Here is a 26,196-nt window from a genome sequence, read left to right on the forward strand (position 1 = left end):
TGGGCGCCACGGCGCCCGCCGTTCAGGGGCGCCTCATCCGTCGGACGGGACTTCCTGGGAATGGCAGGACCACCTTCACGGGCGCCACCGAGGCCATACTCGGGGGCATGGACGATCTTGCGGGCTTCCTGCGAACCCGGCGTTCCCGGGTCGACCCGACGGTCGTCGGTATCCCCACCGACAGGCGCCGCCGGGTCGAAGGGCTGCGCCGCGAAGAGGTCGCGCACCTGTCCGGAGTCAGCGTCGACTACTACGTACGCCTGGAGCAGGGCCGCGCGACCCAGCCCTCCGAGCAGGTCCTCGACGCGCTCGCCCGCGTCCTCGGCCTCGACGAGACCGAACGCGGGCACCTCTACCGGCTCGCCCGGCAGCGCCGCCGCCGCGCGAAGGCGCCGGGCGGGCGGGTCCGGCCGGAGCTGGCGCGCGTCCTCGACCTGGTCGCCGACGCACCTGCGCTGATCATGGATCATCGCCTGGACGTGCTCGCCGGGAACCGCCTCGCCGGGCTCCTGTTCGGCCGGCCGATGCCGGGCCTGAACACCGCCCGGCACATCTTCCTCGAGGAGGCCGAGCGCGGCCTCTACGCGGACTGGGAGAACTGCACCCTCGACGTGGTCGGGCACCTGCGCCTGGCCGCCGGCAAGTACCCCGAGGACCCCCGCCTGGCCTCGCTCATCGGCGAGCTGGCGATGGGCAGCGAGCGCTTCCGCCGCCTCTGGGCCCGCGCGGACGTGCGCGCCCGCACACATGGACGCAAGGCGTTCCGGCATCCGCTGGTCGGACTGCTGGAACTACACCAGGAGAACTTCGCACTACCCGACGAATCAGGCATGGAGCTGCTGGTGCTGTCCGCGGCCCCCGACGGCCCCGCCGAGGACGGGCTGCGCCTGCTCGCGGGCCTGGGCGCGGACAGCGGCGACGCGCAGACTAGGCCGCGGCTGCGGCCGTCGCCATTGCGTGCAGCGTGGTTGCCCTGACCGCGGGATCGAGGACGCCCGAGCTGTGCGGGGTCGAGTTGATCAGGCCGAAGATCGCGTGGGCGCGGACGCGGGCGGCGGGGCCGGTCAGCTCGGGGCGCAGGCGGCGCAGCACGCCGACCCACAGCTCCACGTAGGCGCGTTGCAGCCGCCGGACCTCGTGCTCGTCCGGTGCCGGCAGGCTGTGCAGGTCACGGTCGTGGATGACGATCAGGTCGGGATTGCCGACGGCGAACTCGACGTGCCGGCGGACGAGGTGGTCGAGGGCGTCGAAGGCGCTCGGGTCCGCGCTCAGCACGGTCTGGGCGCCGTGGAGCAGATGCTCGCTGATGCCCACGAGCAGCTCCGTGAGCATCGCGTCCTTGCTGGCGAAATGGCGGTAGATGCCGGGCCCGCGGATGCCGACGGCGGCGCCGATCTGCTCGATGCCGACCCCGCGGAACCCCCGCTCGGCAAACAGCCGCGCCGCCGCCTGCAGCAGGTCGTCCCGGCGCCCGGTCCGAGGCCGCCTGACCGGCGAAGCCGCAGCCGGGGCCGGGTCGGCTGAGCCCGGGGCTGGGTCGGCTGAGGCTGGGTCGGCTGAGGCTGGGTCGGCTGAGGCTGGGTCGGCTGAGGCTGGGTCGGCTGAGGCTGGCTCGGCTGGGAAAGCCGAGGTCGGGGCGGCGGCGGGCTCCATGTCGGCCGGCGGGATGTCGGCCGGCGGGATGTCGGCCGGCGGGATGTCGGCCGGCGGGATGTCGGCCGGCGGGATGGTGGCCGGCGGGATGGTGGCCGGCGGGATGTCGGCCGGCGGGATGGTGGCAGGGTGCGCCGGGGCGGGCTTGACCGGGGCCGGCGCGGGAGCGGGGTCCTGCGCCCGCGCGAGGGCGGGCGGTCCGGCAGCAGCGGCGGCGTCGGAGAAGGTGGGGGCCAGACCCGCCGGGGGCGTCCCCCGGGTGGCACGCGACGGCACGATGTGGTCCTCCTCCGGGGAGAGGCTACCAAGCATGGTCCACGGGTCGGCGGCCGGAAGTGCGTGGGCGGTGGCGGACGTCCCGGCCAGGCCGGACAGTCGACGGGAGTGTTAGTGCGCGCTAACATCTGGATCCATGTTAGCGACTGTTAACGTCGGCGACGGCCCCGCTGCCGCGCGCGCACGGGCAGCGACGGCGGAGGATCTCGCCGGGCCGCCGCTGCGCAGCGCCGTCGACGCGGCCTCGCCCGCGGCGCGCGGCTACGCCGATACCCACGCCGCACTCGTCGCCGAGCTGCGCGAGCGGCTTGCCACGGCGGCTCTCGGCGGCCCCGAGCCCGTCCGGCGCCGGCATGTCGAGCGCGGCAAGTTGCTGGCGCGCGAGCGCATCGAGGTGCTGCTCGACCCGGGCAGCCCCTTCCTGGAGCTGTCGCCGCTGGCCGCGGACGGGATGTACGACGGTGACGCCCCGGCCGCGGGGATCGTCACCGGCATCGGCCGGATCGCGGGGCGAGAGTGCGTGGTCGTCGCGAACGACGCCACCGTCAAGGGTGGGACGTACTACCCGATGACGGTGAAGAAGCACCTGCGGGCGCAGGAGGTGGCGCTGCACAACCGGCTGCCCTGCGTCTACCTCGTCGACTCGGGCGGAGCCTTCCTGCCCATGCAGGACGACGTCTTCCCGGACCGGGAGCACTTCGGCCGGATCTTCTACAACCAGGCCACGATGTCCAAGGCCGGCATCGCCCAGATCGCGGCCGTGCTCGGCTCGTCGACGGCGGGTGGCGCCTACGTCCCGGCGATGAGCGACGAGACGGTCATCGTCCGCAACCAGGGAACGATCTTCCTGGGTGGGCCGCCGCTGGTCAAGGCCGCCACCGGGGAGGTGGTCGCGGCCGAGGACCTCGGCGGTGGCCTGCTGCACGCCAAGACCTCCGGGGTCGTCGACCACCTGGCCGACGACGACGCCGATGCCCTGCAGACGGTGCGCCGGATCGTCGCGAGCCTGGCTCCGCGGGCCGTGCGGCCCTGGCCGGTCGCCGCGGTGGAGCAGCCCGCGGTCGACCCGGACACCCTCTATGCGGCGGTGCCGACGGATTCGCGGACGCCGTACGACGTGCGGGAGGTGATCGCGCGGATCGTGGACGGGAGTCGGTTCGCGGAGTTCAAGCGGGAGTACGGGTCGACGTTGGTGACCGGGACGGCGCGGTTGCATGGTCATCCGGTGGGGATCGTGGCGAACAACGGGGTGTTGTTCGGTGAGTCGGCGCTCAAGGGGGCGCATTTCATCGAGTTGTGTGATCAGCGGGGGATTCCGTTGGTGTTCCTGCAGAACATCTCGGGGTTCATGGTGGGGCGGGAGTACGAGGCGGGGGGGATCGCCAAGCACGGGGCGAAGATGGTGACGGCGGTGGCGTGTGCGCGGGTGCCGAAGTTCACGGTGGTGATCGGTGGGTCGTTCGGGGCGGGGAACTACTCGATGTGTGGGCGGGCGTACTCGCCGCGGTTTCTGTGGATGTGGCCGAACGCGCGGATCTCGGTGATGGGTGGGGAGCAGGCCGCGGCGGTGCTCGCCACCGTCCGCCGGGAGCAGTACGCCGCCCGCGGGCAGGACTGGCCGGCCGAGGCGGAGGAGGACTTCCGCGCCCCGATCCGCGACCGGTACGAACGGCAGGGCAGCCCGTACTACTCCACCGCCCGGCTGTGGGACGACGGGGTGATCGACCCGCGCGACACCCGCACAGTGCTCGGGCTCGCGCTGTCGGTCGCGGCCAACGCGCCGATGGACCCGCCCGGCTACGGCATCTTCCGGATGTGACCGCGACGGAGGTGAAGGCGACGACAGGGAGGGCGAGCATGTTCTCGACAGTGCTGGTGGCCAACCGCGGGGAGATCGCCGTCCGGGTGATCCGCACCCTGCGCGAGCTCGGCATCGAATCGGTCGCGGTCTACTCCGACGCCGACGCGGGCGCGCGCCACGTGCGGGAGGCCGACGTCGCCGTGCGGATCGGGCCGGCGCCCGCCCGCGAGTCCTACCTGAACATCCCCGCGGTCCTGGCCGCGGCGACCTCCACCGGGGCGCAGGCCATCCATCCCGGGTACGGATTCCTGTCGGAGAACGCGGAGTTCGCGGCCGCCTGCACCGAGGCGGGGATCGTCTTCATCGGGCCGCCCGCGCGGGCCGTGGAGGTGATGGGAGACAAGATCACCGCCCGGCGGGCGGTCGCCGCGGCGGGGGTCCCCGTCGTCCCGGGCCGTGACGACCCGGCGATGACCAACGCCGATCTGCTCGCCGCGGCCGACCAGGTCGGCTATCCGGTGCTGATCAAGCCGTCCGCCGGCGGTGGCGGCAAGGGCATGCGGGTGGTCACCGACGCCTCCCGGCTGGCCGCGGAGGTCATCGGCGCGCGCCGGGAGGCCGCCGCGGCGTTCGGCGACGACACCCTGTTCGTCGAGCGGTACGTGCAGACGCCCCGCCACATCGAGGTCCAGGTCCTCGCCGACGCGCACGGCACCGTCGTGCACCTCGGCGAGCGGGAGTGCAGCCTGCAGCGGCGTCACCAGAAGGTGATCGAGGAGGCCCCGTCGGTCCTTCTCACCCCGCAGGCCCGGGAACGGATGGGGGCGGCGGCGGTCGCCACGGCCGCCTCGGTCGGCTACGTCGGGGCGGGCACGGTCGAGTTCCTCGTCGCCGCGGCGAACCCGGAGGAGTTCTTCTTCCTGGAGATGAACACCCGCCTGCAGGTCGAACATCCGGTCACCGAGCTGGTGACCGGGATCGACCTCGTCGCCGAACAGCTGCGCGTCGCGGCCGGGGAACCACTCGGCTACACCCAGGCCGACATCCGGCTGACCGGCCACGCGGTGGAGGCCCGGGTGTACGCGGAGGACGCCGCGCGCGGCTTCCTGCCGACCGGCGGGCGGGTCCTGCGGCTGGACGAGCCGTCGGGGCCCGCGGTCCGGATCGACTCGGGGCTGCGCCTGGGCGCCACCGTCGGGTCCACCTACGACCCGATGCTGGCCAAGGTCATCGCCTACGGGCCCGACCGGGACACCGCGCTGGACCGGCTCGACCGGGCCCTGGCCCGCACCTGCGTGCTCGGCGTGACCACCAACATCGGCTTCCTGCGGGCCCTGCTCGACCATCCGGACACCCGGGCCGGGCGGCTCGACACCGGGCTGATCGAGCGGGACCTCGACGCGCTCGTCGCCGCCGCCCCGGGCGCGGCCGACGTCCCGGCCGTGTACGCGCTGGCCCGCCTGCTGGAGCTGACGCCGGACACGCCGTTCGTCGACCCCTGGGACGTCCCCAGCGGGTGGCGGCCCGGCGAGCATTCGTCGCTGCACTGGACGATCACGGCCGCGGGCCTCGCCGGACCGGTCGACGTCACCATCCGGGGCACCCCCGCGGACGCGCTGGTCGCCGTCGACGGCGGCGAGCCGATCCCGGCCGCGGTCGAGTGGGCTGAGGCGAGCCCGGGAACTGGGGCGAGCGCGGGAACCGGGACGAGCCCGGGGACTGGGGTGAATCCGGGGGCCGGGGCGGGCGCGGGCGGGTCGGGGGGCCGGCTGTCGGCCGGCGGCGAGCTGGTGGTGACCCTGGCTGGCCGTGCCCGCCGGTGGCGGGTGGTCGCCGACGGTGCCACGCTCTGGCTGGGCGTCGACGGCGCCGCGTGGCCCGTGTCCGAACACCGCCGCCGCTCGGCCACCGCCACGGTGGAGGCCGGCGGCGAGGCCCGCAGCCCCATGCCCGGCACCGTCATCGCGGTGCATGCCGCCGCGGGTGACGAGGTGGCCGCCGGCGCGCCGCTGGTCGTCGTCGAGGCGATGAAGATGGAGCACACCGTCGGCGCCCCGGTCGCAGGCAGGGTCAAGGACGTCCTCGTCGGCGTCGGCGAGCAGGTCACCCTCGACGCGGTGCTCGCCGTCGTCGACCCGGCCCCCGCCGCAACCTGAACCCCGCACCCCGAAGCCGCAGCCCCGAAGCCGCAGCCCCGAAGCCGCAGCCCCGAAGGAGAAGATCATGCCCGACACCCGGTTGAGCGAGGACCAGGAGTCGCTGCGCAAGCTCGTCGAACAGTTCGCCCGCGAGGTCGTGGCGCCGGCGGCGGCGGCGCACGACGAGGCGAAGACGTTCCCCTACGAGGTCGTCGCGCAGATGGCGCAGATGGGGCTGTTCGGCCTGCCGTTCCCGGAGTCCGTCGGCGGGCAGGGGGCGGACTACTTCACCCTGTGCCTGGCGATCGAGGAGCTGGCGCGGGTGGACTCGTCGGTGGCGATCACCCTGGAGGCCGGGGTCGGGCTGGGAGCGATGCCGGTGTACCGGTTCGGCTCCGACGCGCAGAAGGAGCGGTGGCTGCCGCTGCTGACGTCGGGGCGGGCGCTGGGCGCGTTCGGCCTGACCGAACCCGGCGCCGGCAGCGACGCGGGCGGCACCCGCACCACCGCCAGCCTCGACGGCGACGAGTGGGTCATCAACGGGTCGAAGGCGTTCATCACCAACTCGGGCACCGACATCACCCGGCTGGTGACGGTGACCGCGGTGACCGGGCAGACCGCCGCTGGGCGCAAGGAGATCTCGGCGATCCTGGTGCCGGTGCCGACCGCGGGCTTCACCGCGCAGCCCGCCTACTCGAAGGTCGGCTGGCACGCCTCCGACACTCACCCGTTGACGTTCGACGACGTGCGGGTGCCGGCGGAGAACCTGCTCGGCGCGCGGGGCCGCGGGTACGCGAACTTCCTGAGCATCCTCGACGAGGGGCGCATCGCCATCTCGGCGCTGGCGGTGGGGCTCGCCCAGGCCTGCGTCGACGAGAGCGTGCGCTACGCCAAGGAGCGGGAGGCGTTCGGCGCGCCGATCGGGCGCAACCAGGCCATCGCCTTCAAGATCGCGGAGATGGAGACGCGGACGTACGTCGCGCGGGCGGCCTACTACGACGCCGCCTCCCGGATGCTCGCCGGCCAGCCGTTCAAGAAGCAGGCCGCGATGGCGAAGCTGTTCTCCTCGGAGGCGGCCGTCACCAACGCCCGGGAGGCGACCCAGATCTTCGGCGGGTACGGGTTCATGAACGAGTACCCGGTGGCCCGGCACTGGCGGGACTCCAAGATCCTCGAGATCGGGGAGGGCACCAGCGAGGTGCAGAAGATGCTCATCGCCCGCGACCTCGGCCTGTAGGCGGCGCACGGTGCACACCGCCGGGGGGCACTCAGGCCAGGACCGGGAGGGTGTACCGGAGCAGCGCGCCGACCCCGCCGGTGGGTGAACCGCGGCGCGCCTCGAGACCGGTCAGTACCGACGACCACCCGGTGATCCCGGCTGTCGGGACCGCAGGCCCAGCCCGTCCGCGAGCTCCCGCCACTGGGCCAGGGGCAGCCCCTGCGCCTGCGGCGTGAGGATCTGGACGGCGACGTGGTCGGCGCCCGCCTTGTGGTGCTGCTCGACCCTGCCCCGGATCGCCTCGACGGTGCCCCACGCGACCAGAGCGTCGACCAGGCGGTTGCTGCCGAGCCCGGCGAGGTCGTCGTCGACGAAGCCGAGCCGGCGCAGATTGTCCGTGTAGTTGGGCAACGTCAGGTAGAGGGCGAGCGCGCGGCGCGCGATCGCCCGGGCCTCGGCGGCGTCCGACGTCAGGACGGCCTTCTGCTCTGGGGCGAGCAGCGGACCGAAACCGAGCAGGTCGCGGGCCCGCCAGGTGTGCTCGGGGGTCACCAGGTACGGGTGCGCGCCGGCGGTCCGCTCGGCGGCGAGGTTCAGCATCCGCGGCCCGAGCGCGGCGAGCACGCGGGCGTCGCGCGGGATCCGGGACTGGGGCAGGTCCAGCCGGTCGAGGTAGCCCTCCACGGCCCGCAACGGGTGCCAGTGGCGTTCGCCGACGATCGGCCCGTGGCCCGCACCGATGCCGATCAGCAGCCGGTTCGGATGGGACCTCGCCACCCGGGCGTAGCTGTCCGCGACCACCCCTGCCGGCTCGCTCCAGATGTTGAGGATGCCGGTGGCCGCGGCGAGGTGCCGGCTGGCGGCCAGCAGCGCCTCCGGCAGCTCGAGGTCCGCCTTCGCCCCGCCGATCCAGACGGCGCCGTAGCCGAGCTCGTCCAGCTCGGCGGCGGCATCCGACCGGGCGCCCGCGTCGTCTGGCCATCGCGTGATGGGCGTCCAGACGCCGACCTTGTCGATGTCTACCGTCATGGTTCGCTCCCTCGGCGCTTGCGTGGGCGATCCCCGGTGTGGACGCGGATTTCCTACCCGGACGCCGCGGCCCGGCACACCGGCGCGCGGCGTCCGGGCCCGGCGTTCGGCCAGGTCCGCGGGCGCTCGTCGGGCCAGGGGAGGCTGGTCTCCCTGGTCAGGTCCGGTCGGCGCCGCCGAACACGGCCCGGGCGGCGGTGACCCGCAGCTCGTCGAGCACCTCCGCCTGCCTGCGGGCGCGGTCGAGCAGCACGTCGAGTCGGGCCTGGTCGATCTGGTCGTACCGGTCGGCCACGGCCCGCAGGGTGTGCCAGGCCGCCGACTTGCCCGCCACCCCGATCCGCAGCGTCTCGAGCTCGATCACGGTGCTCAGCGAGGAGCGGCGCACCAGTCGACCGTTGGACTTCATCCGGCCCGCCATCTCGGCAGCCCAACCAGCGGCGATCTTGTATTTCCGCTCGGGGACGCCGAGCGCGCGCATCAGGTCGAGCAGCGCGTCGCGGTCCTCGGCGATCTCCGACGCCACCCTCGCCAGTGCGTCACCGGACGGTGTTCCGCGGTGGGCCGTCGCCGTACGGCGGGCGAGCCGCAGCCCGGCGGTGGACCCGGCCAGGTGGTCGTTCAGATAGATGCCGAGCGGATCCGGGCCGGCATGCGCCCCGGCCACGCGGCCGCCGGTGATGGTCTCGGTACTGGCGTCACTCATGCCGCGCCTCCCTCGTTCGGGCTCACAGCCACAAGCCCGTCCTGCGGCCACAAGCCCGTCCTGCGGCCACAAGCCCGGCCCGCGGCCGGGTCCGTCCCGCCGCCACGGGTCCGTCCTGCGGTAGGTGTCTCCGGCCGGGCCCGGGATAACCGGCGCGGGAGATTCCTGGGGTGGACGCTTTTCGGTCGACGCCCGTCGGGTAGGCACCTCGACGTACGTGTCCATCCAATTACCTTAAGTGACTTCATGCTGCGTCGACCTGCGGAGGCACCTCATGACACTGCCCGCGCTGAGAACCCGACGTCCGGCAACAGCCGCCAGCTGGGATCCGTTCCGGGAGATCGAGGACACCTGGTCCCGGCTGGGCAGCCTGCTCGGTGACGTCGTCGGCCCGGAAGCCGTATCGGTCGGACCGCTGGCCGTCGCCGCAGCCCCGATCGACATCGAGGAGACCGACGACGCCTACATCATCGAGCTCGAGCTTCCCGGTGTGCGCCGCGAGGACGTCTCCATCGACCTGAGCGGCAACGAGCTGCAGGTCACCGGTGAGATCAAGGAGCGGGAACGCAAGGGCACACTGCGCCGCCAGACTCGCAAGGTCGGCAGCTTCGAACATCGCATCGTGCTGCCCGAGGAGGTGGACCCGGACTCGGTGGACGCCAGGCTCGCCGACGGCGTGCTGACCATCCGCCTCGGCAAGTCGAGGCAGCGGCAGCCCAGGCGCATCGAGGTCACCAGCGGTGCCAGCGGTGCCGGTCCGGGCGGGACTGGCGGCGAAGCTGGCCGCTGAGCCCACAGCCGCGGGTGGAGGACCTCGCCGCCGCCTGCCGTGGTTCGCGCTCCCACGCGGAGCGCGAACCACGAGCGCCGTCCGCCCCGCGCCGGATCAGCGCCCCGCGCCGGATCAGCGCCCCGCGCGGGTCATCGCGTGGGCGGCGAGGTCCCGGCACGCCACCGCGAAGTCGAGGCCCGCCCCGGCGAGTCCCATCGGCCAGGTGCTCGTCTCCGTGAGCCCCGGCGCGATGTTCGTCTCCAGGTACCAGACCGTCCCGGCGTGGTCCACGATCAGATCGGTACGAGAAAGATCACGCAGTCCCAGGACGCGGTGGGCGGTCAGCGCCGCGTCGGCCGCCGCGGCGGCGGCCCGCGGATCGAGCCGGGCCGGGACGACGAACCGGGTCTCGCCCGCGGTGTAGCGGGCGGCGTAGTCGTAGACCCCGCTGGCCGGCATGATCTCGACGGCGGGCAGGGCCACCGGCCCGTCCGCGGTGTCGATCACGCCGACGGCGACCTCCACCCCGGTGACCGCCCGCTCGATCAGGGCCCAGTCGTGGTATCCCACGCACGTCATCAGCGCGGCGGGCAGGTCGGCGGCGGCGGCCACGTAGCTGACGCCGAACGCCGACCCGCCGGCCCGCGGCTTGACCACGACAGCAAGCCCGAGCCGCTGCACGATCCGGGCGATGAGCTGCCCCGCGCCGAGATCGTGGAAGGCTTCTTTCGGCAGGGTCACCGAGGCCGGCGTGGACAGCCCGGCCGCGGCCACGGCCGCCTTCGCGGTCGGCTTGTCGAAGGCGACCCGGCAGGCGTCCGGGGTCGCCCCGACGTAGGGGACGCCGAGCAGGTCCAGCACCTCCCGCACGGTCCCGTCCTCGCCGGACACCCCGTGCAGGACCGGGAAGACCACGGCGGGGGCGTCGTCGGTGAGGGCATCGATCAGGTCGGCGTCGGCGTCGCGCACCTCGGCGTCGACGCCGATGCGCACCAGCGCCTCCTGTAGCCGGCGTCCGGAGCGCAGCGACACCTCCCGCTCGGGGGAGATGCCACCGGCGAGGACGAGCACCCGGTCCAGATCCGTCATCGTCACGTCCCTCACAATGTCGGCGGTCAGAAGGATGCGCCCGGTCGCGGTGCCGGCCCGTCCTGTGCCGGCCCGTCCTGTGCCGGCCGGCCCTGCGCCGGCCGGCCCTGCGCCGGTCGGCCCTGCGCGGGTCCGCCCTCAGCCTGGCCGCCCTGGGCGGGGCCGAACGTCGCCAGCAGTTCCAGCTCCCGGCGCAGGGTCGCGCCGAGGCGCAACGCCCTGCGTGATCCGGGCCGGCGACGGGAAGCAGTACGACAGGCGCAGCTCGTTGCGGCCCTGCCCGTCGGCGTAGAACCCGCGCCCCGGGACGTAGGCCACCCGGGCGGCCACCGCCCGCGGCAGCATCGCCCGCGGCAGCATCGCCCGCGTGTCGATCCCCTCGGGCAGGCGCAGCCAGACGAAGAAGCCGCCCGCCGGCCGCGTCCAGGACGCGTCCTCGGGCATCTCGGCCGCCAGGGCGGACAGCATCGCGTCGCGGCGCTCCCGGTACAGCTCGCGGAAGACCTTCAGCTGTTCGGGCCACGGCTGCGTGGCCAGGTAGCGGTCGACGGCGAGCTGCGCGAACACGGAATGGGACAGCATCGCGGACTCGGCCGCGAGCACGAGCCGGTCCTTGACGGCCGGCGGCGCCAGCGCCCAGCCGACCCGCAGCCCCGGCGCCAGCGTCTTGGGGAACGATCCGAGGTACACGACATCGTCGGGCGCGTCCGCGCGCAACGCCCGCATCGGTTCGCCGTCGAAGCCGAGCAGGCCGTACGGGTTGTCCTCCACGACCAGCACCCCGGCGCGACGGCACGCCTGCACCACCAGGCCGCGGCGTTCCCCCGCGAGCGTGACGCCGGCCGGGTTCTGGAACGTCGGCACGGTGTAGAGCATCTTCACCGTGCGCCCCGCCGCGGCCAGCCGGGTGAGCGTCTCGGACAGCGCCTGGGGATCGAGCCCGTCGTCGTCCATCGGCACGTGGACCACCTGCGCCTGGTGGGCCGCGAACACGTTGAGCGCCGTCACGTAGGTCGGCGCCTCGGTGAGGACGACGTCGGCGGGATCGAGGAAGATGCGGGCGACGAGGTCGAGCGCCTGCTGCGAACCGACGGTCACGACGACGTTGTCCGGGCTCGCGTCGATGCCCTCCATCGCCATCACGCCGCAGATGCGTTCCCGCAGGCCGGGATCGCCCTGGGCACCCCCGTACTGCAGGGCGACGGGACCGCGCTGCAGCACCAGCTCGGACATGGTCTGGGCGACGGCGTCCATCGGCAGCGCGGAGACATCCGGCATGCCGCCCGCCAGGGACACGATCTCCGGCCGGGAGGCCACCGCGAATAACGCCCGCACCTCGGACGCGACCATGCCGCGCGCCCGCTCGGAATACCTCGGCCGCCAGGGATCCAGACTCACCGGGTGACACTACCGTCCGCACCGCGGATCGGCCCTCTTCGCGCCGATCAGCTTCCCGAACCACCAGGATCCGGGGAACTTGCCGACGCCCGTCTTCCGGTCGGACAGCGGCCAGGTCGTGCCGAGGATTAATCACGGTTTCAGGCTGGCAAACCGTGGCCAGGCCTCGGCACGATTCTGTACTCGACCGATCACGGGCGGATGCGGCAGTCGGCGGCTTACGGAACCCGTGGCTTACTTGTCTAGCGCCAGGCGGCGGTGATGGTGGTGGAGGGCACCACGAAGGCGATGTTGCGCATGGTGTAGCGCACGACGGTCTCGGCGTATTCGTACGGGTCGCTCGCGATGCAGTCCGGCGGGATGACGACCGTGTAGCCGAGGTTCATCGCCTCGATCGCCGTCCCCAGGACCGCGATGTTCAACGAGACGCCGGTGACGATCAGGGTGGAGACCTTCGTGTTGCGCAGGTACTGGTCGAGGCCGGTGGCGAAGAAGCCGGTGAGGCCCTGCTCCCGGCGGAACACGACATCCTCCGGGCGCGGCGCGATCTGGGGCATCACCGGGCCCTGACCCCCGGTGGTACCGCCGGCCGACGACGCCCGCAGGTTCACGAACGTGTTGTGCGCGAAGCCGAAGCCGTCGGGGCGCCGTTCGTCGGTGCAGTAGTAGATCCGCACGCCCGCCTTACGGCCCGCGTCGAAAAGCGCGGAAAGATTATCGAGCAGTCCGGTCCGCCGGGCGGACTCGGCGAGGCCGGGCAATAACGGTCGGTCGCCCAGCAGGTTTTCCTGGCATTCCATGTTCACGATCGCGGTCTTGGCCGGATCCAGGTGTGGCGTCACGTCGAGAGGCATGGGCGTCACGCTACCCGGGAGGGCCCGCCCGGTCGTGGTTCGTGCTCGGCGTCGCCGAGGAGCACGAACCACGATCCTCCGGGCCCGGAGGATCAACCGCCGGCCCGACCTCTCCGCCTGCGGAGGGGTCGGGCCTCGGTCTGCTCGGCCGCGGCGTGGGCCGCGGGCGGACGTGCCTGCCTCAGGCCTTGGCCTGCGCGTCCGACCGGGCGGGGTTGGCCTGCTGCGCGACCTTCGGGTCGGTCTGGTTCTGCTTGGCCCGCACGCCCGCCTCGATCCGGCCGCCGAGATCCTTGTCGACGTTGCGCCAGTACTCGAAGGCGCGCTCGAGCACCGGCTCGCTGACGCCGTTGAGCAGGTGCCCGACGATGTTGTCGACCAGCCGCTGGCGGGCCGCGTCGTCGAGGACCTCGCGGACCATCGTGGCGGCCTGGCCCCAGTCGTCGTCATCGGGGCGCAGGGTGTAGGCGGTGCGCACCATCTCGCCGTCGGCGAACCAGCGGCCGCCGTCGTCGGTCAGCTCCGGCTGGGCCCGGGGGCCGCCGTAGGAATTGGGCGCATACACCGGGTCGGTGACGTTCTGCACCCGCATCGCGCCGTCCTTGGAATAGCTGTGGACGGGGACCTTCGGCGAGTTCACCGGGATCTGCTTGTAGTTCACCCCGAGGCGGGCGCGGTGGGCGTCGGCGTAGCTGAAACCGCGGGCCAGCAACATCTTGTCGGGGGACAGGCCGGTGCCGGCGACCAGGTTGTTCGGCTCGAAGGCGGCCTGCTCCATCTCGGTGTGGTAGTCGCTGATGTTGCGGTTGAGGGTGAGCCGGCCGACCTCGTGCAGCGGGTAGTCGCCGTGCGGCCACACCTTGGTCAGGTCGAACGGGTTGAACCGGTAGGTCTTCGCATCCTCGAACGGCATGATCTGCATCTTCAGCGTCCAGCTCGGGAACTCCCCGTCCCGGATGTGCTCGTACAGGTCACGCTGGTGGTAGTCGGTGTCGATCGCCGCCATCTGGTCGGCCTCGTCCTGGGTGAAGAACTCGATGCCCTGGTCGGTCTTGAAGTGGTACTTCACCCAGAACTGCTCACCAGCGGCGTTGATCCACATGTAGGTGTGGCTCGAGTAGCCGTTCATGTGCCGCCACGTGCGCGGGATGCCGCGGTCACCCATCAGCCAGGTGACCTGGTGGGCGGATTCCGGGGAAAGCGTCCAGAAATCCCACTGCATGTCGTGGTCGCGCAGGTTGTTGTCGGCGCGTCGCTTCTGTGACCGGATGAAGTGCTGGAACTTCAGCGGGTCCCGGACGAAGAACACCGGCGTGTTGTTGCCGACGATGTCGAGGTTTCCCTCCCTGGTGTAGAACTTCACCGCGAAGCCGCGGGGGTCGCGCCAGGTGTCGGGGCTGCCCCGCTCGCCCGCCACGGTCGAGAACCGGATGAGGACGTCCGTCTCGGCACCGGGCTGGAACACCGCCGCCCGGGTGAAGGCGCTGACGTCCTGCGTCACCTGGAAGGTGCCGAACGCGCCGCCGCCCTTCGCGTGCGGCTGGCGCTCCGGGATGCGCTCCCGGTTGAAGTTCGCCATCTGCTCCAGCAGATAGTGGTCTTGTAGCAGCAGTGGGCCGTCCGGCCCGACGGTCAACGAGTGTTCGTCGCTGGCGACGGGCACTCCGGCGTCGGTCGTCGTCGGACGGGTCTCGTATGCGGTCACAACGTCCTCCTCGCCTTACCGTGCAGGGACACCATCCGATCTGCAGCTACGGCACACGCCCCAGAACACGACTTCGGCCTCTTCGATCACGAACCCGGCGTCATCGCCCGGCTCCAGGCAGGGGCGGGCGCCGGTCACGCAGTCCACATCGGCTACCCGGCCGCAGACGCGACAAACCAGATGGTGATGGTTGTCGGCCGTGCGGGTCTCGAAGCGGGCCGGCGAGCCCGCGGGCTCGATTCGGCGGACGAGACCGGCGGTCACGAACGCCGCCAGCACGTCGTAGATGGCCTGCTTCGAGACCGTGCCCAGCCTGGCGCGGACCTGCTCGGCCACCGCATCGGCCGTGGCGTGCGGGTGCTCGGCGAGCACGTCCAGCACCGCGAGGCGCGGCCCGGTCACGCGCAGACCGGCCCCGCGCAACGCGGCTTCCTTGGTGGTGGCCATGGGGCCATCGTGCCACCTATTCTGGATGGAGTCAATTTAACGACCACGCCATTTTAATGATCGGATCGCCGTACCCGTGGATGGTGCGGGCCCGGTGCCCTGACGCGGCGGGGCGGGGCGCGACAGTCGGCTCAGCCGGCCTCGGCCTCGAGCAGGGCCAGGGTGTCGAGGTCGGCGGTCGCCACCGAGAAGCGTCCGATCATCGTGTGGTTGTCCTGCCCCCAGTGGTCCTTGGTACCCATCCAGGCCTGCAGCCCGTACATCGCCCATCGCCGGTACTGCTCCCAGATCGCGTCCGCGGCCGGCACGTCGCGCGCCCCCGTGGCCAGCAGCGCCTCCCGGTAGCGGGCCAGCAGCTCGCGCTCGTGGGCGCGACGCTCGTCGACGGTGAGCGCGCCGACCATGAAGTAGCTGACGTCGCGCCAGGCGTGGCCCTTGCGGACCATCTGCCAGTCCAGCCAGATGCGGTGGCCGTCCGGGCGCAGGTAGGTGTTGCCGAGGTAGGCGTCGCCATGCACGATCGTGCGCGGCCCCGCCTGCGCGCGGGCGTACTGGTTGAGCAGGTCGTAGGCGCGCAGGAACCGCTGGGGGTCGGCCACCATCCAGGCCGGCAGCCGGGAGACGTAGACGTCGCGGCCGAGGTTCTCCTCGACCAGCCACCACATGATGCGGGCCTGGTCGCAGTCGCCGCGGGTGTCCATCGAGGTGGGCAGCCAGCTCGCCGCGTCGAGCCGGGGGCTCGCCCAGTAGCTGCCGTGCAGGACCGCCATGTCGTCGAGCGCCCGGCCGACCGCGTCGACCCCGATGTGCTGGTAGCTGTTGCCGAACTCGCCGCCGAGCTCGATGAGGTCCTCGAGGACCGCCAGCCCCTGGCCGCTGCCGTCGGGGTCCCAGTCGGCGTAGTAGTAGCGCGGCGCCGGGATCTGGCTGCCCTCGACCAGCTCGTGGTAGAAGCGCGCCTCCACCTGGCAGATGTCCATGGGGTTCGCGCGGCCGGTGAAGTTCGCCTTGAGACACAGGTGCTCGGGCAGCCCCGCCTGCCGGCCGACCTCGTTGTAGGCGACGGCGACCCGCATCTTCGTGGTGTGCGTGTTGCGCAGCTCCACGGTCTGCAGACTGGTCACCTCGATGCCCGGGTAGCGGTTGGCCAGAATGGCGCCTAACCAGCTCGCCGTGACCTCCTCCCAGTGCATCGGCATCGGCGCCGGGCGGGCATACGGACCGTAGCTGGCCAGCTCCGTGACGTCGGGCCGCCAGGGCTGGGCGGAGGGCAGGCTCGGGCTGTTCGACACGCGGCGACTCCCGTCGTTCACACTCGGCTACGACGCCCGCCCCTTGCAGGCACTGGCGCCGGTGGCAGATTGTGTCAGTCTTGCCCGCGACACGCCTGTTCACGTCGGACGCTCGGTTCGACGGGGATCAACCTTTTCTCTGGCACCGGGTGCCACTAGAGTTCTGGGCGTCCGGCGGCTGGCGCAGGTGTGTGCCGGTGCAGGTGTTGTCGTGTCGGTGGGCGCTGGCCGCCCCGGTCGTGAAGGGCTCTGGCTGCATGGACAGGATCGTCATCGTGGGGGCGGGGCTCGCCGGTGGGCGGGCGGCGGTGGAGCTGCGCGCGGGGGGGTTCACGGGGAGCATCGTGCTGCTCGGCGCCGAGGAGCACCCGCCCTACGACCGGCCGCCGCTGTCGAAGGGGGTGCTGTCGGGCCGGGTCGAGGACACCACCCTGACGCTCGACCTCGACGGGGTGGAGGTCCAGCTCGGCCGGCGGGCCACCGGGCTGCGGCCCGGGGTCGTCGAGACGGAGGCGGGCCCGGTCGCCTACGACGGGCTGGTGCTCGCCACCGGGGCCGCGCCGGTGACCCTGCCGGGCGACGGGCCGCAGCGGGTGCTGCGCACGATTGACGACGCCCGCGCGCTGCGCGACACGCTCAAGCCCGGCCTCCGGCTGGTCGTGGTGGGTGCGGGGTGGATCGGCGCGGAGGTCGCGACGACCGCGGCGAAGATCGGCGCCGAGGTGACGGTGATCGAGGCGGCCGCCTCGCCGCTGCAGGTCGCGCTCGGCGGCGAGGTCGGCGGGCAGACCGTCGCCTGGTACGCGCAGGCGGGCGTGGACCTGCGCCTCGGGGTGTCGGTGCGCGAGATCGGCCCGCAGGGGCTGGTTCTCGGTGACGGCGAGTGGTTGGCGGCCGACGAGGTCGTCGTCGGGGTGGGCGTGCGTCCGGACACCGCGTGGCTGGCCGAGTCCGGGCTCGTCCTCGACCGCGGGGTCGTCGCCGACGAGCATCTCGCCGCCTCCTGGGACGCGGGGTCGGATGGTCCGCCCGTGGTGGTGGTCGGGGACTGCGCGGCGTGGTGGTCGCGGCGTTACGACCGGCGGCTGCGGGTGGAGCACTGGGACTGCGCGCAGGGCAGCCCCGCCGTCGCCGCGACCACGCTGCTCGGAGGCGAGGCGGTCTACGACCCGGTGCCCTACTTCTGGTCGGAGCAGTTCGGCCGGATGGTGCAGGTCGTCGGGCTGGCGGGGCCGCAGGACACGCTGGTGTGGCGGGGGGACCCCGGCGCCGTCGCGGCGCCGGAGGCCAAGCGGGCGCCCGGGTGGTCCGCCGGCTGGTTCGCGCCCGACGGCCGCCTCGCCGCGCTCGCGAGTGTGAACCGCCCGATGGACGCCGTCGCCGCCCGCCGGCTGATCGCGGCCGACGCGGTCGTCGACCCCGCGCGCTTCGCCGACGTCTCCGTCGCCCTGAAGGACCTCGCGGCCACCGCCTGAGGCCCCCCACCCGCGCGCGATTCGTCAGGAATAATGCGCAGTGCGACCTATTCGTTCCGGTGCGGTAACTCGGGGCGGGTCGGCAGGGGACCGGGACTCGTCGGACGAGAGGCATGGGGCTGGCTGTGGGAGCTGCGCAGGATCGAGAGGTTCCCAGGCCGTGGTGGAACTCCGCGGTCCAGCTCGACCGGACGCCGATCGAGCTGAAGACCGACCAGCCGCACTCGGCCCGCATCTACGACTACTTCCTCGGCGGGAAGGACAACTTCCCGGCGGACCGGGCCGCGGCCGAGCAGGCGCTGATCGGTTTCCCGACAGCGCGGACCGGGGCCCGGGAGAACCGGGCCTTCCTGCGGCGGGTGACGCGGTTCCTGGTGACCCAGCGGGGGATCAGGCAGTTCCTCGACATCGGCACCGGCATTCCCACGTCGCCGAACCTGCACGAGATCGCCCAGAGCATCGTCCCCGACGCGCGCGTGGTGTATGCGGACAACGACCCCATCGTGCTCGCGCACGCCCGTGCCCTGCTCAGCAGCACCCCGCAGGGCCGGACCGCCTACATCGACGCGGACCTGCGGGATCCGGAGGCGATTCTCGCCTCCGCGCAGCTGCGGGAGACCCTGGACCTGACCCGGCCGGTGGCGCTCTCGCTGATCGCGGTCTTCCACTTCATCCCCGACGAGGCCGACCCGTACGCGATCGCGGCCAGGTTGCTCGACGCCCTGCCCGCGGGCAGCTACCTGGCGCTCTCGCATGCCACCGCCGACTTCGACCCCGGCGCCGAGGAGCTGGCCGCGACCTACCGGGCGCGGGGCGTGTCGATGAACATGCGTGGCCGGGCGGCGGTGGAACGGTTCTTCGCGGGGCTGGAGCTGGTCGAGCCGGGCGTGGTGGCCGCCCAGCGCTGGCACCCGGACGACCCGACGCTCGGGGGAGTGGCCGACGCCGAGGTCAGCGGGTACGGCGGTCTCGCCCGCAAACCCTGAGGGAGGGCCGGGCCGTCACGCCGCGCCACCCGGCGGACGTCCACCCGCCCGGCCCGTGCCGGGTGCCGGCCGAACTCAGGCGGGGTCCCGGTGGTGGAGCGCGCAGCGCAGCGTCGCCAGGTGCTCGATCGCGATCCGTTCCCGGTCCAGCTTCGTGGCGGGACCGGCGAAGCCGTGCAGGGCGTCCGGGAAGTGGTGCAGCTCCACCGGCACGCCGGCCTGCGCCAGCCGCAGCCCGAACAACAGCGCCTCGTCGCGCAGCGGGTCGCGCCCCGCGACGGACAGGTAGGTGCGGGGCAGTCCGCGCAGGTCCTCTGCGCGGGCCGGCGCCGCGTACACCGGCGTCGGTCCGGGTCCCTCACCCAGGTAGAGCCGCCAACTCTCCTCCGCCAGCGTGCGGTTCCAGATCGGCGTGCCGCGGTCGGAGGCGACCATCGACGGGGTCGTGAGCCGGTCGTCGAGCGCGGGGGTGGTCAGCTGCTGCAGGCACAGCGACGGCCCGCCCCGGTCGCGGGTCAGCAGGGCCAGGCCGGCGGCGAGGCAGCCCCCCGCGCTCGTGCCCGCCACCGCGAGCCGGGCCGGATCGGCCCCCACCTCGTCGGCCTGACCGGCGGCCCAGTGCAGCACGGCGAGGCAGTCCTCCAGCGCCGCCGGGTAGGGATGCTCCGGAGCCAGCCGGTATCCGACGGCGATCACCGTCGCCTCGGCGTACAGGGCCGCCTCGGCCGCCTGCCCGTGCACGGCGTCGATGGTGCCGAGCACGAACGCGCCGCCGTGCAGCCACAGCACGGCCGGCAGCGCCGCGGTGACGCCCTGCGGACGGTAGACGCGCACCAGCACCGGCGGCGCCCCCGGTGGCCCGGGCACCCGCAGCTCCCGGGCCGAGACCCCCGGTCGGCGGGGCAGTTCGCCCAGCGGGCGGACGGGCGCGCGCTGGGTGGCGATGGCGTCCGTGAGGCTTCCCTCGACCGGCATCTCAGTTCTCCTCCGTGGGTCGCGACGGGACCGTGCCCGCTCGGGCGACCCGTCCGATCTCGCCGGGCACGGCCGAGAGCAGCTCCCGGGTGTAGGGGTGGTGCGGGTCGGTGAAGACCCGTTCCACCGGGCCGGTCTCGACGATCCGGCCGTCCTTCATCACCAGCACCCGGGCGCAGAGCTCCCGGACCACCGCCAGGTCGTGCGAGATGAACAGCACGGCGAGTCCCAGCGAGCCGGCCAGCTCCCGCAGCAGCGCCAGGATCTGCGCCTGGGTGGAGACGTCGAGCGCGGAGACCGGTTCGTCGCACACCAGCAGCCGCGGTCGGGTGGCGAGCGCGCGGGCGATCGCGACCCGCTGGCGCTGGCCGCCGGACAGCGCCAGCGGCCGCCGGTCCAGGTGGGTGACGGACAGCCCGACCTGTTCGAGCAGGGTCAGGGCGTGGGCCCGCCGGTCCCGGCGCGCCACGTCGATGGCGGCGAGGGCCTCGCCGAGGATGCGCGCCACCGTCCAGCGCGGGTCGAAGGCGCTCAGCGGATCCTGCGGCACGAGCTGCAGCGTGTGCCGCTCGGCGCGGCGTTCGCGCTCGGGCCGGGCGCTCCACGGCTGCCCGGCCAGGCGCACCTGCCCGCCGTCCGGGGCGATGAGGCCGAGCACCAGGCCGGCGAGGGTCGACTTGCCCGACCCGGATTCGCCGACCAGCCCCAGCGTCTCCCCGGCGCGCAGGGTGAACGAGACGTCGTCGACGGCGGTGCGCCGGACGCCCCGCGCGCCGTGGAAGTGCTTGACGGCGTCCGTGACCACCAGCAGCGCAGCGCCGCCCGCACCTGCCTGCTCGCCGGTCGCCGCCTGCTCGCCGGCCGCCGCCTGCTCGCCGGTCGCCGTCTGCTCGCCGGTCGCCGTGGCGCCGGTGGGCTCGGGGATGCGGCGTCGGCGTCCGGGGACCGCTTCCAGCAGCGCGATCGTGTAGGGATGGCGGGGGTGGGCGAGCACGTCGGCCACCGGCCCGGCCTCGACGACGCTGCCCTCGTGCATCACCGCGACCTCGTCGGCCAGCGCCTCGACCACCGCCAGATCGTGGCTGATCAGCAGCAGCCCGGTGCCGTCCGCCTTGAGCTGCCCGAGCAGCGCGAGGATGCGGGCCTGCACCGAGGCGTCGAGCGCGGTCGTCGGCTCGTCGGTGATCAGCACGTCCGGCTGGGCGGCGAGCGCGGAGGCGATCAGTGCCCGTTGGCGCAGCCCGCCGGAGAGCTGATGGGGGTAGCTGCGGGCGCGCTGCGCGGGATCGGGGATGCCGACCCGCTCCAGCAGCGCCTGCACGGCGGGGCCGGTGTCGCGGCGGGCGACCAGGCCGTGCGCCACCATCGCCTCGGCGATCTCCCGGCCGATCGGGCGCAGCGGGTCGAGGGCGACGAGCGCGTCCTGGGAGACCAGGCCGACGCGCCGGCCCCGCACCGCCCGCCACTGCCGGGGGCCGAAGGCGAGGGCGTCGGAGCCGTGGATGCGCAGCCGCCGCGCGGTCACGGTGGCGGTCGGGCCGGCGAGTCCCAGCAGCGCGCGGCCCAGGGTGCTCTTGCCCGACCCGGACTCACCGACGAGCGCGACGCAGCGACCGGCGGCGAGGGTCAGGGAGACGTCGCGCACGGCGTGCACCTGCCCGGGGCCCGAGCCGAAGCGGACGTCGAGGCCCGCCACCTCCAGGACCGCGGACGCGGGCGGCGGGTCGGCGCGCCCGTCCGCCGCGGGCCCGTCCGGGGCGGTGCGGGGCGCCGGCGGCCCGGTTGGCATGGGCATCGGCGGGAGCTCGGGACTGTGCCCGGAGTCCGCGGTCGCCGTCATGACCAGCTCCTGGCGTCCGAGCGGGCCTGCGCGTCGCGGCCGAGCACGGTGACCGTGAGGACCAGCAGGACCAGCAGCAGGCCGGGGAACAGCGCGATCCACCAGGCCTGGCCCAGATAGCCCTGGCCCTCGGTGAGCATCGCCCCCCATTCCGGGGTCGGCGGTTGGGCGCCGAGGCCGAGGTAGCTCAGCGCCGCCGCGGTCGAGATGGAGACGCCGAGCGTGACGGTGGCGAGCACCAGCAGCGGGGCCAGGGTGTTGGGAAGCACGTGCCGCACGATGATCGCCGAGCGGCGCACGCCCAGCCCGACGGCGGCGCTCACGTAGCCCGAGCGCCGCACGACCAGGGCCTGGGCGCGGATCACGCGGGCGCACCCGGGCGCGGTGCCGACTGCGACGGCGAGGGTCACCCCGAAGACCCCCCGACCGGTGATCAGCACGACCATCAGCGCGAGCAGCACGGCGGGCAGCGCCAGCAGGATGTCGGCGGCGCGCATCAGCAGCGTGTCGCCGACCCGGCCGCCAAGCGCGGCGGCCAGCCCCCACACGCCGGCGATCACCACCCCGATGCCGGTGGCGGCGGCGCCCATCGACAGCGAGTAGCGGGTGCCGTGCACGACCCGGGTGAACACGTCCCGGCCGAGCTGGTCGGTGCCGAACCAGTGCCGGCCGCTCGGCCCCTGCAGCGTCGCGTGCAGGTCGCCCTCGGCCGGCCCGCCGCCGGCGAACAGCGCCGGGTGGATGGCCGCGACCAGCATCAGGACTCCGACGACCGCGGCGACCGGCAGACCGGGCCGCGGCGCTCGCCGCGCCGCGTTCACGCCGCCACCATCCCGGTGCGCCGGCGCAGCCGGGGGTCGACGACGGCGTACAACACGTCCACCACGGCGCTGACGACGACGAACACCACCGCGGACAGCGCGACCACCCCCTGCACGACCGGGAAGTCCCGGTCGGCCACGGCCTGCAGGGCGACCCGCCCGAGGCCGGGCCGGGCGAAGACGTTCTCCACGATCACGGCACCGCCGAGCAGCGTGCCGACGAACCAGCCCGCCAGCGTCAGGGCGGGCAGGGCCGAGTGCCGCAGCGCGTGCCGCGAGCGCACCGAGTGCTCGGCGAGCCCGCGGGCGCGGGCGGTCAGGACGAAGGGCGCGTCCAGCGCGGTGAGCAGCCCTTCGCGCATCACCTGGGTGAGGATCGCCGCGATCGGCAGCCCCAGCGTCACCACCGGCAGCACCAGCGAGCGCGGGTCGCCGGTGTCCGACACCGGCAGCCAGCCGAGGTGGAACGAGAAGACGGTCAGCAGCAGGATGCCCAGCCAGAACGCCGGCGTGGAGACCACCAGCAGCTCCAGCAGCGAACTGACCCGCCGCGGCCAGCGGGAGCGCCCGGAGGTCAGCACCGTCACGGCGACCGAGAGCACCACGGCGAGCAGGCTCGCCCACAGCGCGAGTTCGACCGTGGGCCACAGCTGGTCGGTGATCACCGACCAGACCGGCTGCTGGAGCTGGTAGGAGTCGCCGAGCCGGCCGGTGGCCAGCCGCCCGAGGTGGTCCAGGTACTGGGTGAACAGCGGTTGGTCCAGGTCGTACCGCTCCCGCAGCAGCGCGCGCTGCTCGGGGCCGACCAGCGCGTTCGTGCCGACGATCGCGTTCACCGGATCGCCGGGGATGAGCTGGAGCACTCCGAACGCGAGGGTCACGGCGCCCCAGACGACCCCGACGGCGCCGAGCAGGCGGACCACGACGGGGCGGATGGCCGAGCGCATCAGCCGGCCTGCACCCAGGCGCCGTAGAACTCCGGCCAGGTGGCGATGCTCAGCCGCAGGCCGTGCACCTTCTTGTTGACCCCGACGGTCGCCGTCGAGATGTACGCCGGGACCACCGCGGCCTGCTCGATCGCCCACTTCTGGACCTTGGCGTACTGCTTCGCCCGCTCCTGGGGCGACTGCGCGGCCTGGGCCGCCTTCAGCCAGGTGTCGACCTGCGGATCGGCGACGCGGGCGAAGTTGTGCCCGCCGCCCACGGAGGTCTCCGTGGACAGGAAGAACGAGCTGAGGATGTCGCCGTCGGGCCGTGCCCACTTCAGCTCGACCGTGTCGTACTTACCGTCGTCCAGCCAGCCGGAGACCTCCGTGGCGTCGGTGGATGCATGCAGATCCAGGTAGAAGCCGATCTTCTTCAGCTCGGCCTGGGCGGCCTGGGAGAACAGGGTGGGCCTGCCGTAGATCGGCGCGAAGACGCTCAGCCGCCTGCCGTCCCTGGTGCGGTAGCCCTCGGCGTCGCGCCCGGTCCAGCCGGCCTCGTCGAGCAGCTTGCCGGCGAGCGCCGGGTCGTACGGCCAGCTGTTCTCCAGCGAGGCGTCGTAGCTGGACGGGGTGGTGGGGGACAGCACGCTCCACGCCCGCTCGGTGGTGCCCTGGAACACCGACGTCACGATGGTGCCCACGTCGAGGCCGCGCTGGAACGCCTTGCGCACCCGGATGTCGGTGAACAGCCCGCTGGAGGTGTTGAGGTAGAAGGCGTCGACCGCGCCGGGCGTCTGCTTGCTGATCTCCGTCAGGCGCGGGTTGGTGCGGACGCCGGCGATGTCGTTCGCGGGGATGGCGGCGGCGCCGTCGATCTGGCCGGAGCTCAGCGCGCCGACCCGGGTGGCGTCCTCGGTGATGAACCGGATGGTGACCGAGTCCAGCCGGGCCGGCCCGCTCTGCGCGGCGCCCTTCGGCGCCCAGTTGTAGGCGGCGTTACGGGTGTAGACCCGCTGCTGGCCGCGGGTGTACCGGCCGTTGCGGAACGGCCCGGAGCCGACCGACGCCGTGCCCGAGCACAGCTTGTCCGCGCCGGCGCGCAGCGACGCCGGAGAGGCGAGGCCGAGGAACGTGGTGCTCGCCACCTGCAGGAATGGCGAGTAGGCACGGCTGAACGACACCTGGATCTCGTACGGACCGGTGACCTTCGTGCCCGTGTACGGGCCGAGGAGGCCGGCGGCGAACTGCGACTCGGTGTCCTTGGCGACGATGTGGTCGAAGTTGGCCTTCACCGCGGCGGCGTCGAACCTGGCGCCGTCGTGGAAGGTGACGTCCTGGCGGAGCTGGAGGGTGTACGTCCGGCCGTCGGCGCTGATCTTCCACGAGGAGGCGAGCCAGGGCTCCAGCGAGCCGTCGGGCTTCTGGTAGACGAGGGAGTCGAAGATCGGCCGCTGGGTGAACGCGGTGACGTCCTGGGCGCTGGCGTGCGGGTCCCAGCAGTCCGGCTCCTTCTCGGCCGCGTAGGTGATGCTGCCGCCGTTGCGCGGTTGGACGTCGGTCGCGTCGCCGCCACCACCGCCCGATCCACAGGCCGCCGTGAACAGGGTGGCGGCGAGGGCTGCGAGCAGACCTGCGCTTCGTGCGGTGTGGCGCGATGACATGCAGATACTCCGTACACGGTATGGATGTTGGACTTCCTCACCTTTGGGCGAGTCGCTAAATCCGCACTGAAACGCCTGGTCGCGCGGCTGGACTTGGCGACGACGCCGCCTGCGCCAGCAGCTCGAAGGAGCGCAGACGGTCGCCCTGATCGGGCACGATGGTCAGCGCCATCAGCTCGTCCGCGCCGGTGGCGTCGACGAGGGCGGCCAGGTCGCGGCGCACCGTGTCCACGCCGCCGATGAGCTGGGGGGCGGCGAGGTCGTCGAGGAAGGCGAGCTCGCCGCCGCGGTAGGAGTGCGCGTTCGTGGTCGCCTGGGAGGGGAACGCGTCGAACAGGCCGATGGTGCGCATCCAGAGCTTGCTCAGCAGGTAGGGGGCCGCGGCCTGCCGGGCGGCGGCGTCGGTGTCACCGACGGTGACCAGGACGCTGAGCAGCGAGCGGGGGCGCTCAAGCTGGGCCGAGGGCGTGAACGCCGCGCGGTAGCGGCGCAGCGCCGCCACGCTGGCCTGCGGGTTGACGTGGTGGGCGAACGCGTAGGGCAGGCCGAGCGCCGCGGCGAGGTCGGCGCTGGCGAGGCTGGAGCCGAGCACCCAGACCTGCGGCCGGCTGTCGGCGGCGGGCACCGCGATGACCGGGTTGCCCGGATCGGTGGGGGCGAAGTACCCGATGAGCTCGGTGATCTGGTCGGCGAAGGAGTGCTCGTCGCCGCCGGGCGAGCGGCGCAGGGCGCGGGCGGTGAGGGGATCGGTGCCCGGCGCCCGGCCCAGGCCGAGGTCGATGCGGTCGCCGAACAGCGCCTGCAAAGTGCCGAACTGTTCGGCGACGACCAGCGGGGCGTGGTTGGGCAGCAGCACCCCGCCGGAACCGACCCGCAGCCTGCTGGTCGCGGCGGCGATCCGGCCGGCGAGCACGGCCGGCGTCGAGGTGGCCAGGCTGGGCGTGCCGTGATGCTCGGCCAGCCAGTACCGGTGGTAGCCGAGTTCCTCCACGCGGGCAGCGATCGCGACGGTGTCGTGCAGCGCCGTGGTCGCGCTGCCCCCTTCGAAGACGGGGACGACGTCGAGGACGGACAGGGGAAGGATGGTGGAGCTGGTCATCGTGGTCCTTCGGCAGGGCCGCCCGCGGCGGTGG

At 73.3% G+C, this 26,196-nt stretch carries 21 protein-coding genes and 1 pseudogene; 7 read left to right on the top strand and 15 right to left on the bottom strand.

Annotation, left to right across the window (positions count from 1 at the left end; genetic code table 11):
- The first annotated feature begins 107 nt into the window (after positions 1-107).
- A complete protein-coding gene (locus FRAQA3DRAFT_RS05180) occupies positions 108-977 on the top strand; it encodes a helix-turn-helix transcriptional regulator (protein ID WP_009738009.1) in 870 nt (289 codons plus the stop codon).
- On the opposite strand, the gene FRAQA3DRAFT_RS35780 is transcribed toward FRAQA3DRAFT_RS05180, so the two are convergent.
- Entirely contained in the window at positions 928-1,929 is a 1,002-nt protein-coding gene (locus FRAQA3DRAFT_RS35780; RefSeq protein WP_232291926.1) for a TetR/AcrR family transcriptional regulator, read from the bottom strand. The two genes, FRAQA3DRAFT_RS05180 and FRAQA3DRAFT_RS35780, sit on opposite strands and share 50 nt — an antisense overlap.
- A 136-nt stretch (positions 1,930-2,065) precedes the next feature.
- On the opposite strand from FRAQA3DRAFT_RS35780, the gene FRAQA3DRAFT_RS05190 reads away from it, so the two are divergent.
- The 3 genes from FRAQA3DRAFT_RS05190 to FRAQA3DRAFT_RS05200 all read left to right on the top strand — a co-directional run bounded on the left by FRAQA3DRAFT_RS05190 (position 2,066) and on the right by FRAQA3DRAFT_RS05200 (position 7,105).
- Positions 2,066-3,748 (top strand): carboxyl transferase domain-containing protein, encoded by a 1,683-nt coding sequence (locus FRAQA3DRAFT_RS05190; protein ID WP_009738011.1) that lies wholly within the window; start codon positions 2,066-2,068, stop codon positions 3,746-3,748.
- Between the two features lie 38 nt (positions 3,749-3,786).
- The gene (locus tag FRAQA3DRAFT_RS05195; protein WP_009738012.1) at positions 3,787-5,886 is read left to right on the top strand and encodes an acetyl-CoA carboxylase biotin carboxylase subunit; all 2,100 of its coding nucleotides are present in this window, start codon (positions 3,787-3,789) and stop codon (positions 5,884-5,886) included.
- Between the two features lie 67 nt (positions 5,887-5,953).
- The gene (locus tag FRAQA3DRAFT_RS05200) at positions 5,954-7,105 is read left to right on the top strand and encodes an acyl-CoA dehydrogenase family protein (RefSeq protein WP_009738013.1); all 1,152 of its coding nucleotides are present in this window, start codon (positions 5,954-5,956) and stop codon (positions 7,103-7,105) included.
- Positions 7,106-7,216: 111 nt separating this feature from the next.
- Here FRAQA3DRAFT_RS05200 and FRAQA3DRAFT_RS05205 read toward each other — a convergent pair whose 3' ends face one another.
- On the bottom strand, positions 7,217-8,116 hold the full coding sequence (locus tag FRAQA3DRAFT_RS05205) for an LLM class F420-dependent oxidoreductase (protein ID WP_009738014.1): 900 nt from the start codon (positions 8,114-8,116) through the stop codon (positions 7,217-7,219).
- 157 nt (positions 8,117-8,273) lie between these two features.
- The gene (locus FRAQA3DRAFT_RS05210) at positions 8,274-8,822 is read right to left on the bottom strand and encodes a hypothetical protein (RefSeq protein WP_009738015.1); all 549 of its coding nucleotides are present in this window, start codon (positions 8,820-8,822) and stop codon (positions 8,274-8,276) included.
- Positions 8,823-9,096: 274 nt separating this feature from the next.
- On the opposite strand from FRAQA3DRAFT_RS05210, the gene FRAQA3DRAFT_RS05215 reads away from it, so the two are divergent.
- Positions 9,097-9,612 (top strand): Hsp20/alpha crystallin family protein, encoded by a 516-nt coding sequence (locus FRAQA3DRAFT_RS05215; RefSeq protein WP_009738016.1) that lies wholly within the window; start codon positions 9,097-9,099, stop codon positions 9,610-9,612.
- 114 nt (positions 9,613-9,726) lie between these two features.
- On the opposite strand, the gene FRAQA3DRAFT_RS05220 is transcribed toward FRAQA3DRAFT_RS05215, so the two are convergent.
- The 6 genes and pseudogenes from FRAQA3DRAFT_RS05220 to FRAQA3DRAFT_RS05245 all read right to left on the bottom strand — a co-directional run bounded on the left by FRAQA3DRAFT_RS05220 (position 9,727) and on the right by FRAQA3DRAFT_RS05245 (position 16,379).
- Positions 9,727-10,683 carry a D-alanine--D-alanine ligase gene (locus FRAQA3DRAFT_RS05220; RefSeq protein ID WP_009738017.1) on the bottom strand — a complete coding sequence of 319 codons (957 nt, stop codon included), beginning with the start codon at positions 10,681-10,683 and terminating at the stop codon, positions 9,727-9,729.
- Positions 10,684-10,844: 161 nt separating this feature from the next.
- Positions 10,845-12,033: pseudogene (locus tag FRAQA3DRAFT_RS05225) on the bottom strand (PLP-dependent aminotransferase family protein); the annotation flags it as partial.
- A gap of 290 nt (positions 12,034-12,323) precedes the next feature.
- Positions 12,324-12,935 (bottom strand): cysteine hydrolase, encoded by a 612-nt coding sequence (locus tag FRAQA3DRAFT_RS05230; RefSeq protein ID WP_009738019.1) that lies wholly within the window; start codon positions 12,933-12,935, stop codon positions 12,324-12,326.
- Between the two features lie 181 nt (positions 12,936-13,116).
- Positions 13,117-14,640 carry a catalase gene (locus FRAQA3DRAFT_RS05235; protein WP_009738020.1) on the bottom strand — a complete coding sequence of 508 codons (1,524 nt, stop codon included), beginning with the start codon at positions 14,638-14,640 and terminating at the stop codon, positions 13,117-13,119.
- 15 nt (positions 14,641-14,655) lie between these two features.
- The gene (locus FRAQA3DRAFT_RS05240) at positions 14,656-15,087 is read right to left on the bottom strand and encodes a Fur family transcriptional regulator (RefSeq protein ID WP_009738021.1); all 432 of its coding nucleotides are present in this window, start codon (positions 15,085-15,087) and stop codon (positions 14,656-14,658) included.
- Positions 15,088-15,218: 131 nt separating this feature from the next.
- Entirely contained in the window at positions 15,219-16,379 is a 1,161-nt protein-coding gene (locus FRAQA3DRAFT_RS05245; RefSeq protein ID WP_009738022.1) for a phosphotransferase family protein, read from the bottom strand.
- A 257-nt stretch (positions 16,380-16,636) separates the two neighbouring features.
- On the opposite strand from FRAQA3DRAFT_RS05245, the gene FRAQA3DRAFT_RS05250 reads away from it, so the two are divergent.
- Together FRAQA3DRAFT_RS05250 and FRAQA3DRAFT_RS05255 are read left to right on the top strand one after the other, a co-directional pair.
- Positions 16,637-17,854: an NAD(P)/FAD-dependent oxidoreductase gene (locus FRAQA3DRAFT_RS05250; protein WP_035922278.1), complete on the top strand. Its 1,218-nt coding sequence runs from the start codon at positions 16,637-16,639 to the stop codon at positions 17,852-17,854.
- Between the two features lie 113 nt (positions 17,855-17,967).
- Positions 17,968-18,840 (top strand): SAM-dependent methyltransferase, encoded by an 873-nt coding sequence (locus FRAQA3DRAFT_RS05255; protein WP_009738024.1) that lies wholly within the window; start codon positions 17,968-17,970, stop codon positions 18,838-18,840.
- A 75-nt stretch (positions 18,841-18,915) separates the two neighbouring features.
- Here the strand turns inward: FRAQA3DRAFT_RS05255 and FRAQA3DRAFT_RS05260 are convergent, their stop codons facing one another.
- Genes FRAQA3DRAFT_RS05260 through FRAQA3DRAFT_RS05285 form a run of 6 tightly spaced genes read right to left on the bottom strand, consistent with a single transcriptional unit; the run spans position 18,916 to position 26,162 of the window.
- A complete protein-coding gene (locus FRAQA3DRAFT_RS05260) occupies positions 18,916-19,815 on the bottom strand; it encodes an alpha/beta hydrolase (RefSeq protein WP_009738025.1) in 900 nt (299 codons plus the stop codon).
- A gap of 1 nt (position 19,816) precedes the next feature.
- Positions 19,817-21,655 (bottom strand): ABC transporter ATP-binding protein, encoded by a 1,839-nt coding sequence (locus tag FRAQA3DRAFT_RS05265; protein WP_009738026.1) that lies wholly within the window; start codon positions 21,653-21,655, stop codon positions 19,817-19,819.
- A complete protein-coding gene (locus FRAQA3DRAFT_RS05270; RefSeq protein WP_009738027.1) occupies positions 21,652-22,413 on the bottom strand; it encodes an ABC transporter permease in 762 nt (253 codons plus the stop codon). Before FRAQA3DRAFT_RS05270 ends, FRAQA3DRAFT_RS05265 begins: the two co-directional genes overlap by 4 nt.
- Positions 22,414-22,472: 59 nt before the next feature.
- Positions 22,473-23,423 (bottom strand): ABC transporter permease, encoded by a 951-nt coding sequence (locus FRAQA3DRAFT_RS05275; RefSeq protein ID WP_009738028.1) that lies wholly within the window; start codon positions 23,421-23,423, stop codon positions 22,473-22,475.
- Positions 23,423-25,063: an ABC transporter substrate-binding protein gene (locus tag FRAQA3DRAFT_RS05280; RefSeq protein ID WP_009738029.1), complete on the bottom strand. Its 1,641-nt coding sequence runs from the start codon at positions 25,061-25,063 to the stop codon at positions 23,423-23,425. Before FRAQA3DRAFT_RS05280 ends, FRAQA3DRAFT_RS05275 begins: the two co-directional genes overlap by 1 nt.
- A 55-nt stretch (positions 25,064-25,118) precedes the next feature.
- On the bottom strand, positions 25,119-26,162 hold the full coding sequence (locus FRAQA3DRAFT_RS05285) for an LLM class flavin-dependent oxidoreductase (protein WP_009738030.1): 1,044 nt from the start codon (positions 26,160-26,162) through the stop codon (positions 25,119-25,121).
- Positions 26,163-26,196: the final 34 nt, after the last annotated feature.

It is taken from the genome of Frankia sp. QA3 (assembly GCF_000262465.1).
Taxonomy (GTDB): domain Bacteria; phylum Actinomycetota; class Actinomycetes; order Frankiales; family Frankiaceae; genus Frankia.

Excerpts from the sequence above, each read along its gene's own strand:
- FRAQA3DRAFT_RS05180 (WP_009738009.1), top strand. The coding sequence starts at position 108 with ATGGACGATCTTGCGGGCTTCCTGCGAACCCGGCGTTCCCGGGTCGAC.
- FRAQA3DRAFT_RS05190 (WP_009738011.1), top strand. The coding sequence starts at position 2,066 with ATGTTAGCGACTGTTAACGTCGGCGACGGCCCCGCTGCCGCGCGCGCA.
- FRAQA3DRAFT_RS05195 (WP_009738012.1), top strand. The coding sequence starts at position 3,787 with ATGTTCTCGACAGTGCTGGTGGCCAACCGCGGGGAGATCGCCGTCCGG.
- FRAQA3DRAFT_RS05200 (WP_009738013.1), top strand. The coding sequence starts at position 5,954 with ATGCCCGACACCCGGTTGAGCGAGGACCAGGAGTCGCTGCGCAAGCTC.
- FRAQA3DRAFT_RS05205 (WP_009738014.1), bottom strand. The coding sequence starts at position 8,116 with ATGACGGTAGACATCGACAAGGTCGGCGTCTGGACGCCCATCACGCGA.
- FRAQA3DRAFT_RS05210 (WP_009738015.1), bottom strand. The coding sequence starts at position 8,822 with ATGAGTGACGCCAGTACCGAGACCATCACCGGCGGCCGCGTGGCCGGG.
- FRAQA3DRAFT_RS05215 (WP_009738016.1), top strand. The coding sequence starts at position 9,097 with ATGACACTGCCCGCGCTGAGAACCCGACGTCCGGCAACAGCCGCCAGC.
- FRAQA3DRAFT_RS05220 (WP_009738017.1), bottom strand. The coding sequence starts at position 10,683 with ATGACGGATCTGGACCGGGTGCTCGTCCTCGCCGGTGGCATCTCCCCC.
- FRAQA3DRAFT_RS05230 (WP_009738019.1), bottom strand. The coding sequence starts at position 12,935 with ATGCCTCTCGACGTGACGCCACACCTGGATCCGGCCAAGACCGCGATC.
- FRAQA3DRAFT_RS05240 (WP_009738021.1), bottom strand. The coding sequence starts at position 15,087 with ATGGCCACCACCAAGGAAGCCGCGTTGCGCGGGGCCGGTCTGCGCGTG.
- FRAQA3DRAFT_RS05250 (WP_035922278.1), top strand. The coding sequence starts at position 16,637 with ATGGACAGGATCGTCATCGTGGGGGCGGGGCTCGCCGGTGGGCGGGCG.
- FRAQA3DRAFT_RS05255 (WP_009738024.1), top strand. The coding sequence starts at position 17,968 with ATGGGGCTGGCTGTGGGAGCTGCGCAGGATCGAGAGGTTCCCAGGCCG.
- FRAQA3DRAFT_RS05260 (WP_009738025.1), bottom strand. The coding sequence starts at position 19,815 with ATGCCGGTCGAGGGAAGCCTCACGGACGCCATCGCCACCCAGCGCGCG.
- FRAQA3DRAFT_RS05265 (WP_009738026.1), bottom strand. The coding sequence starts at position 21,655 with ATGACGGCGACCGCGGACTCCGGGCACAGTCCCGAGCTCCCGCCGATG.
- FRAQA3DRAFT_RS05270 (WP_009738027.1), bottom strand. The coding sequence starts at position 22,413 with ATGCTGGTCGCGGCCATCCACCCGGCGCTGTTCGCCGGCGGCGGGCCG.
- FRAQA3DRAFT_RS05275 (WP_009738028.1), bottom strand. The coding sequence starts at position 23,423 with ATGCGCTCGGCCATCCGCCCCGTCGTGGTCCGCCTGCTCGGCGCCGTC.
- FRAQA3DRAFT_RS05280 (WP_009738029.1), bottom strand. The coding sequence starts at position 25,063 with ATGTCATCGCGCCACACCGCACGAAGCGCAGGTCTGCTCGCAGCCCTC.
- FRAQA3DRAFT_RS05285 (WP_009738030.1), bottom strand. The coding sequence starts at position 26,162 with ATGACCAGCTCCACCATCCTTCCCCTGTCCGTCCTCGACGTCGTCCCC.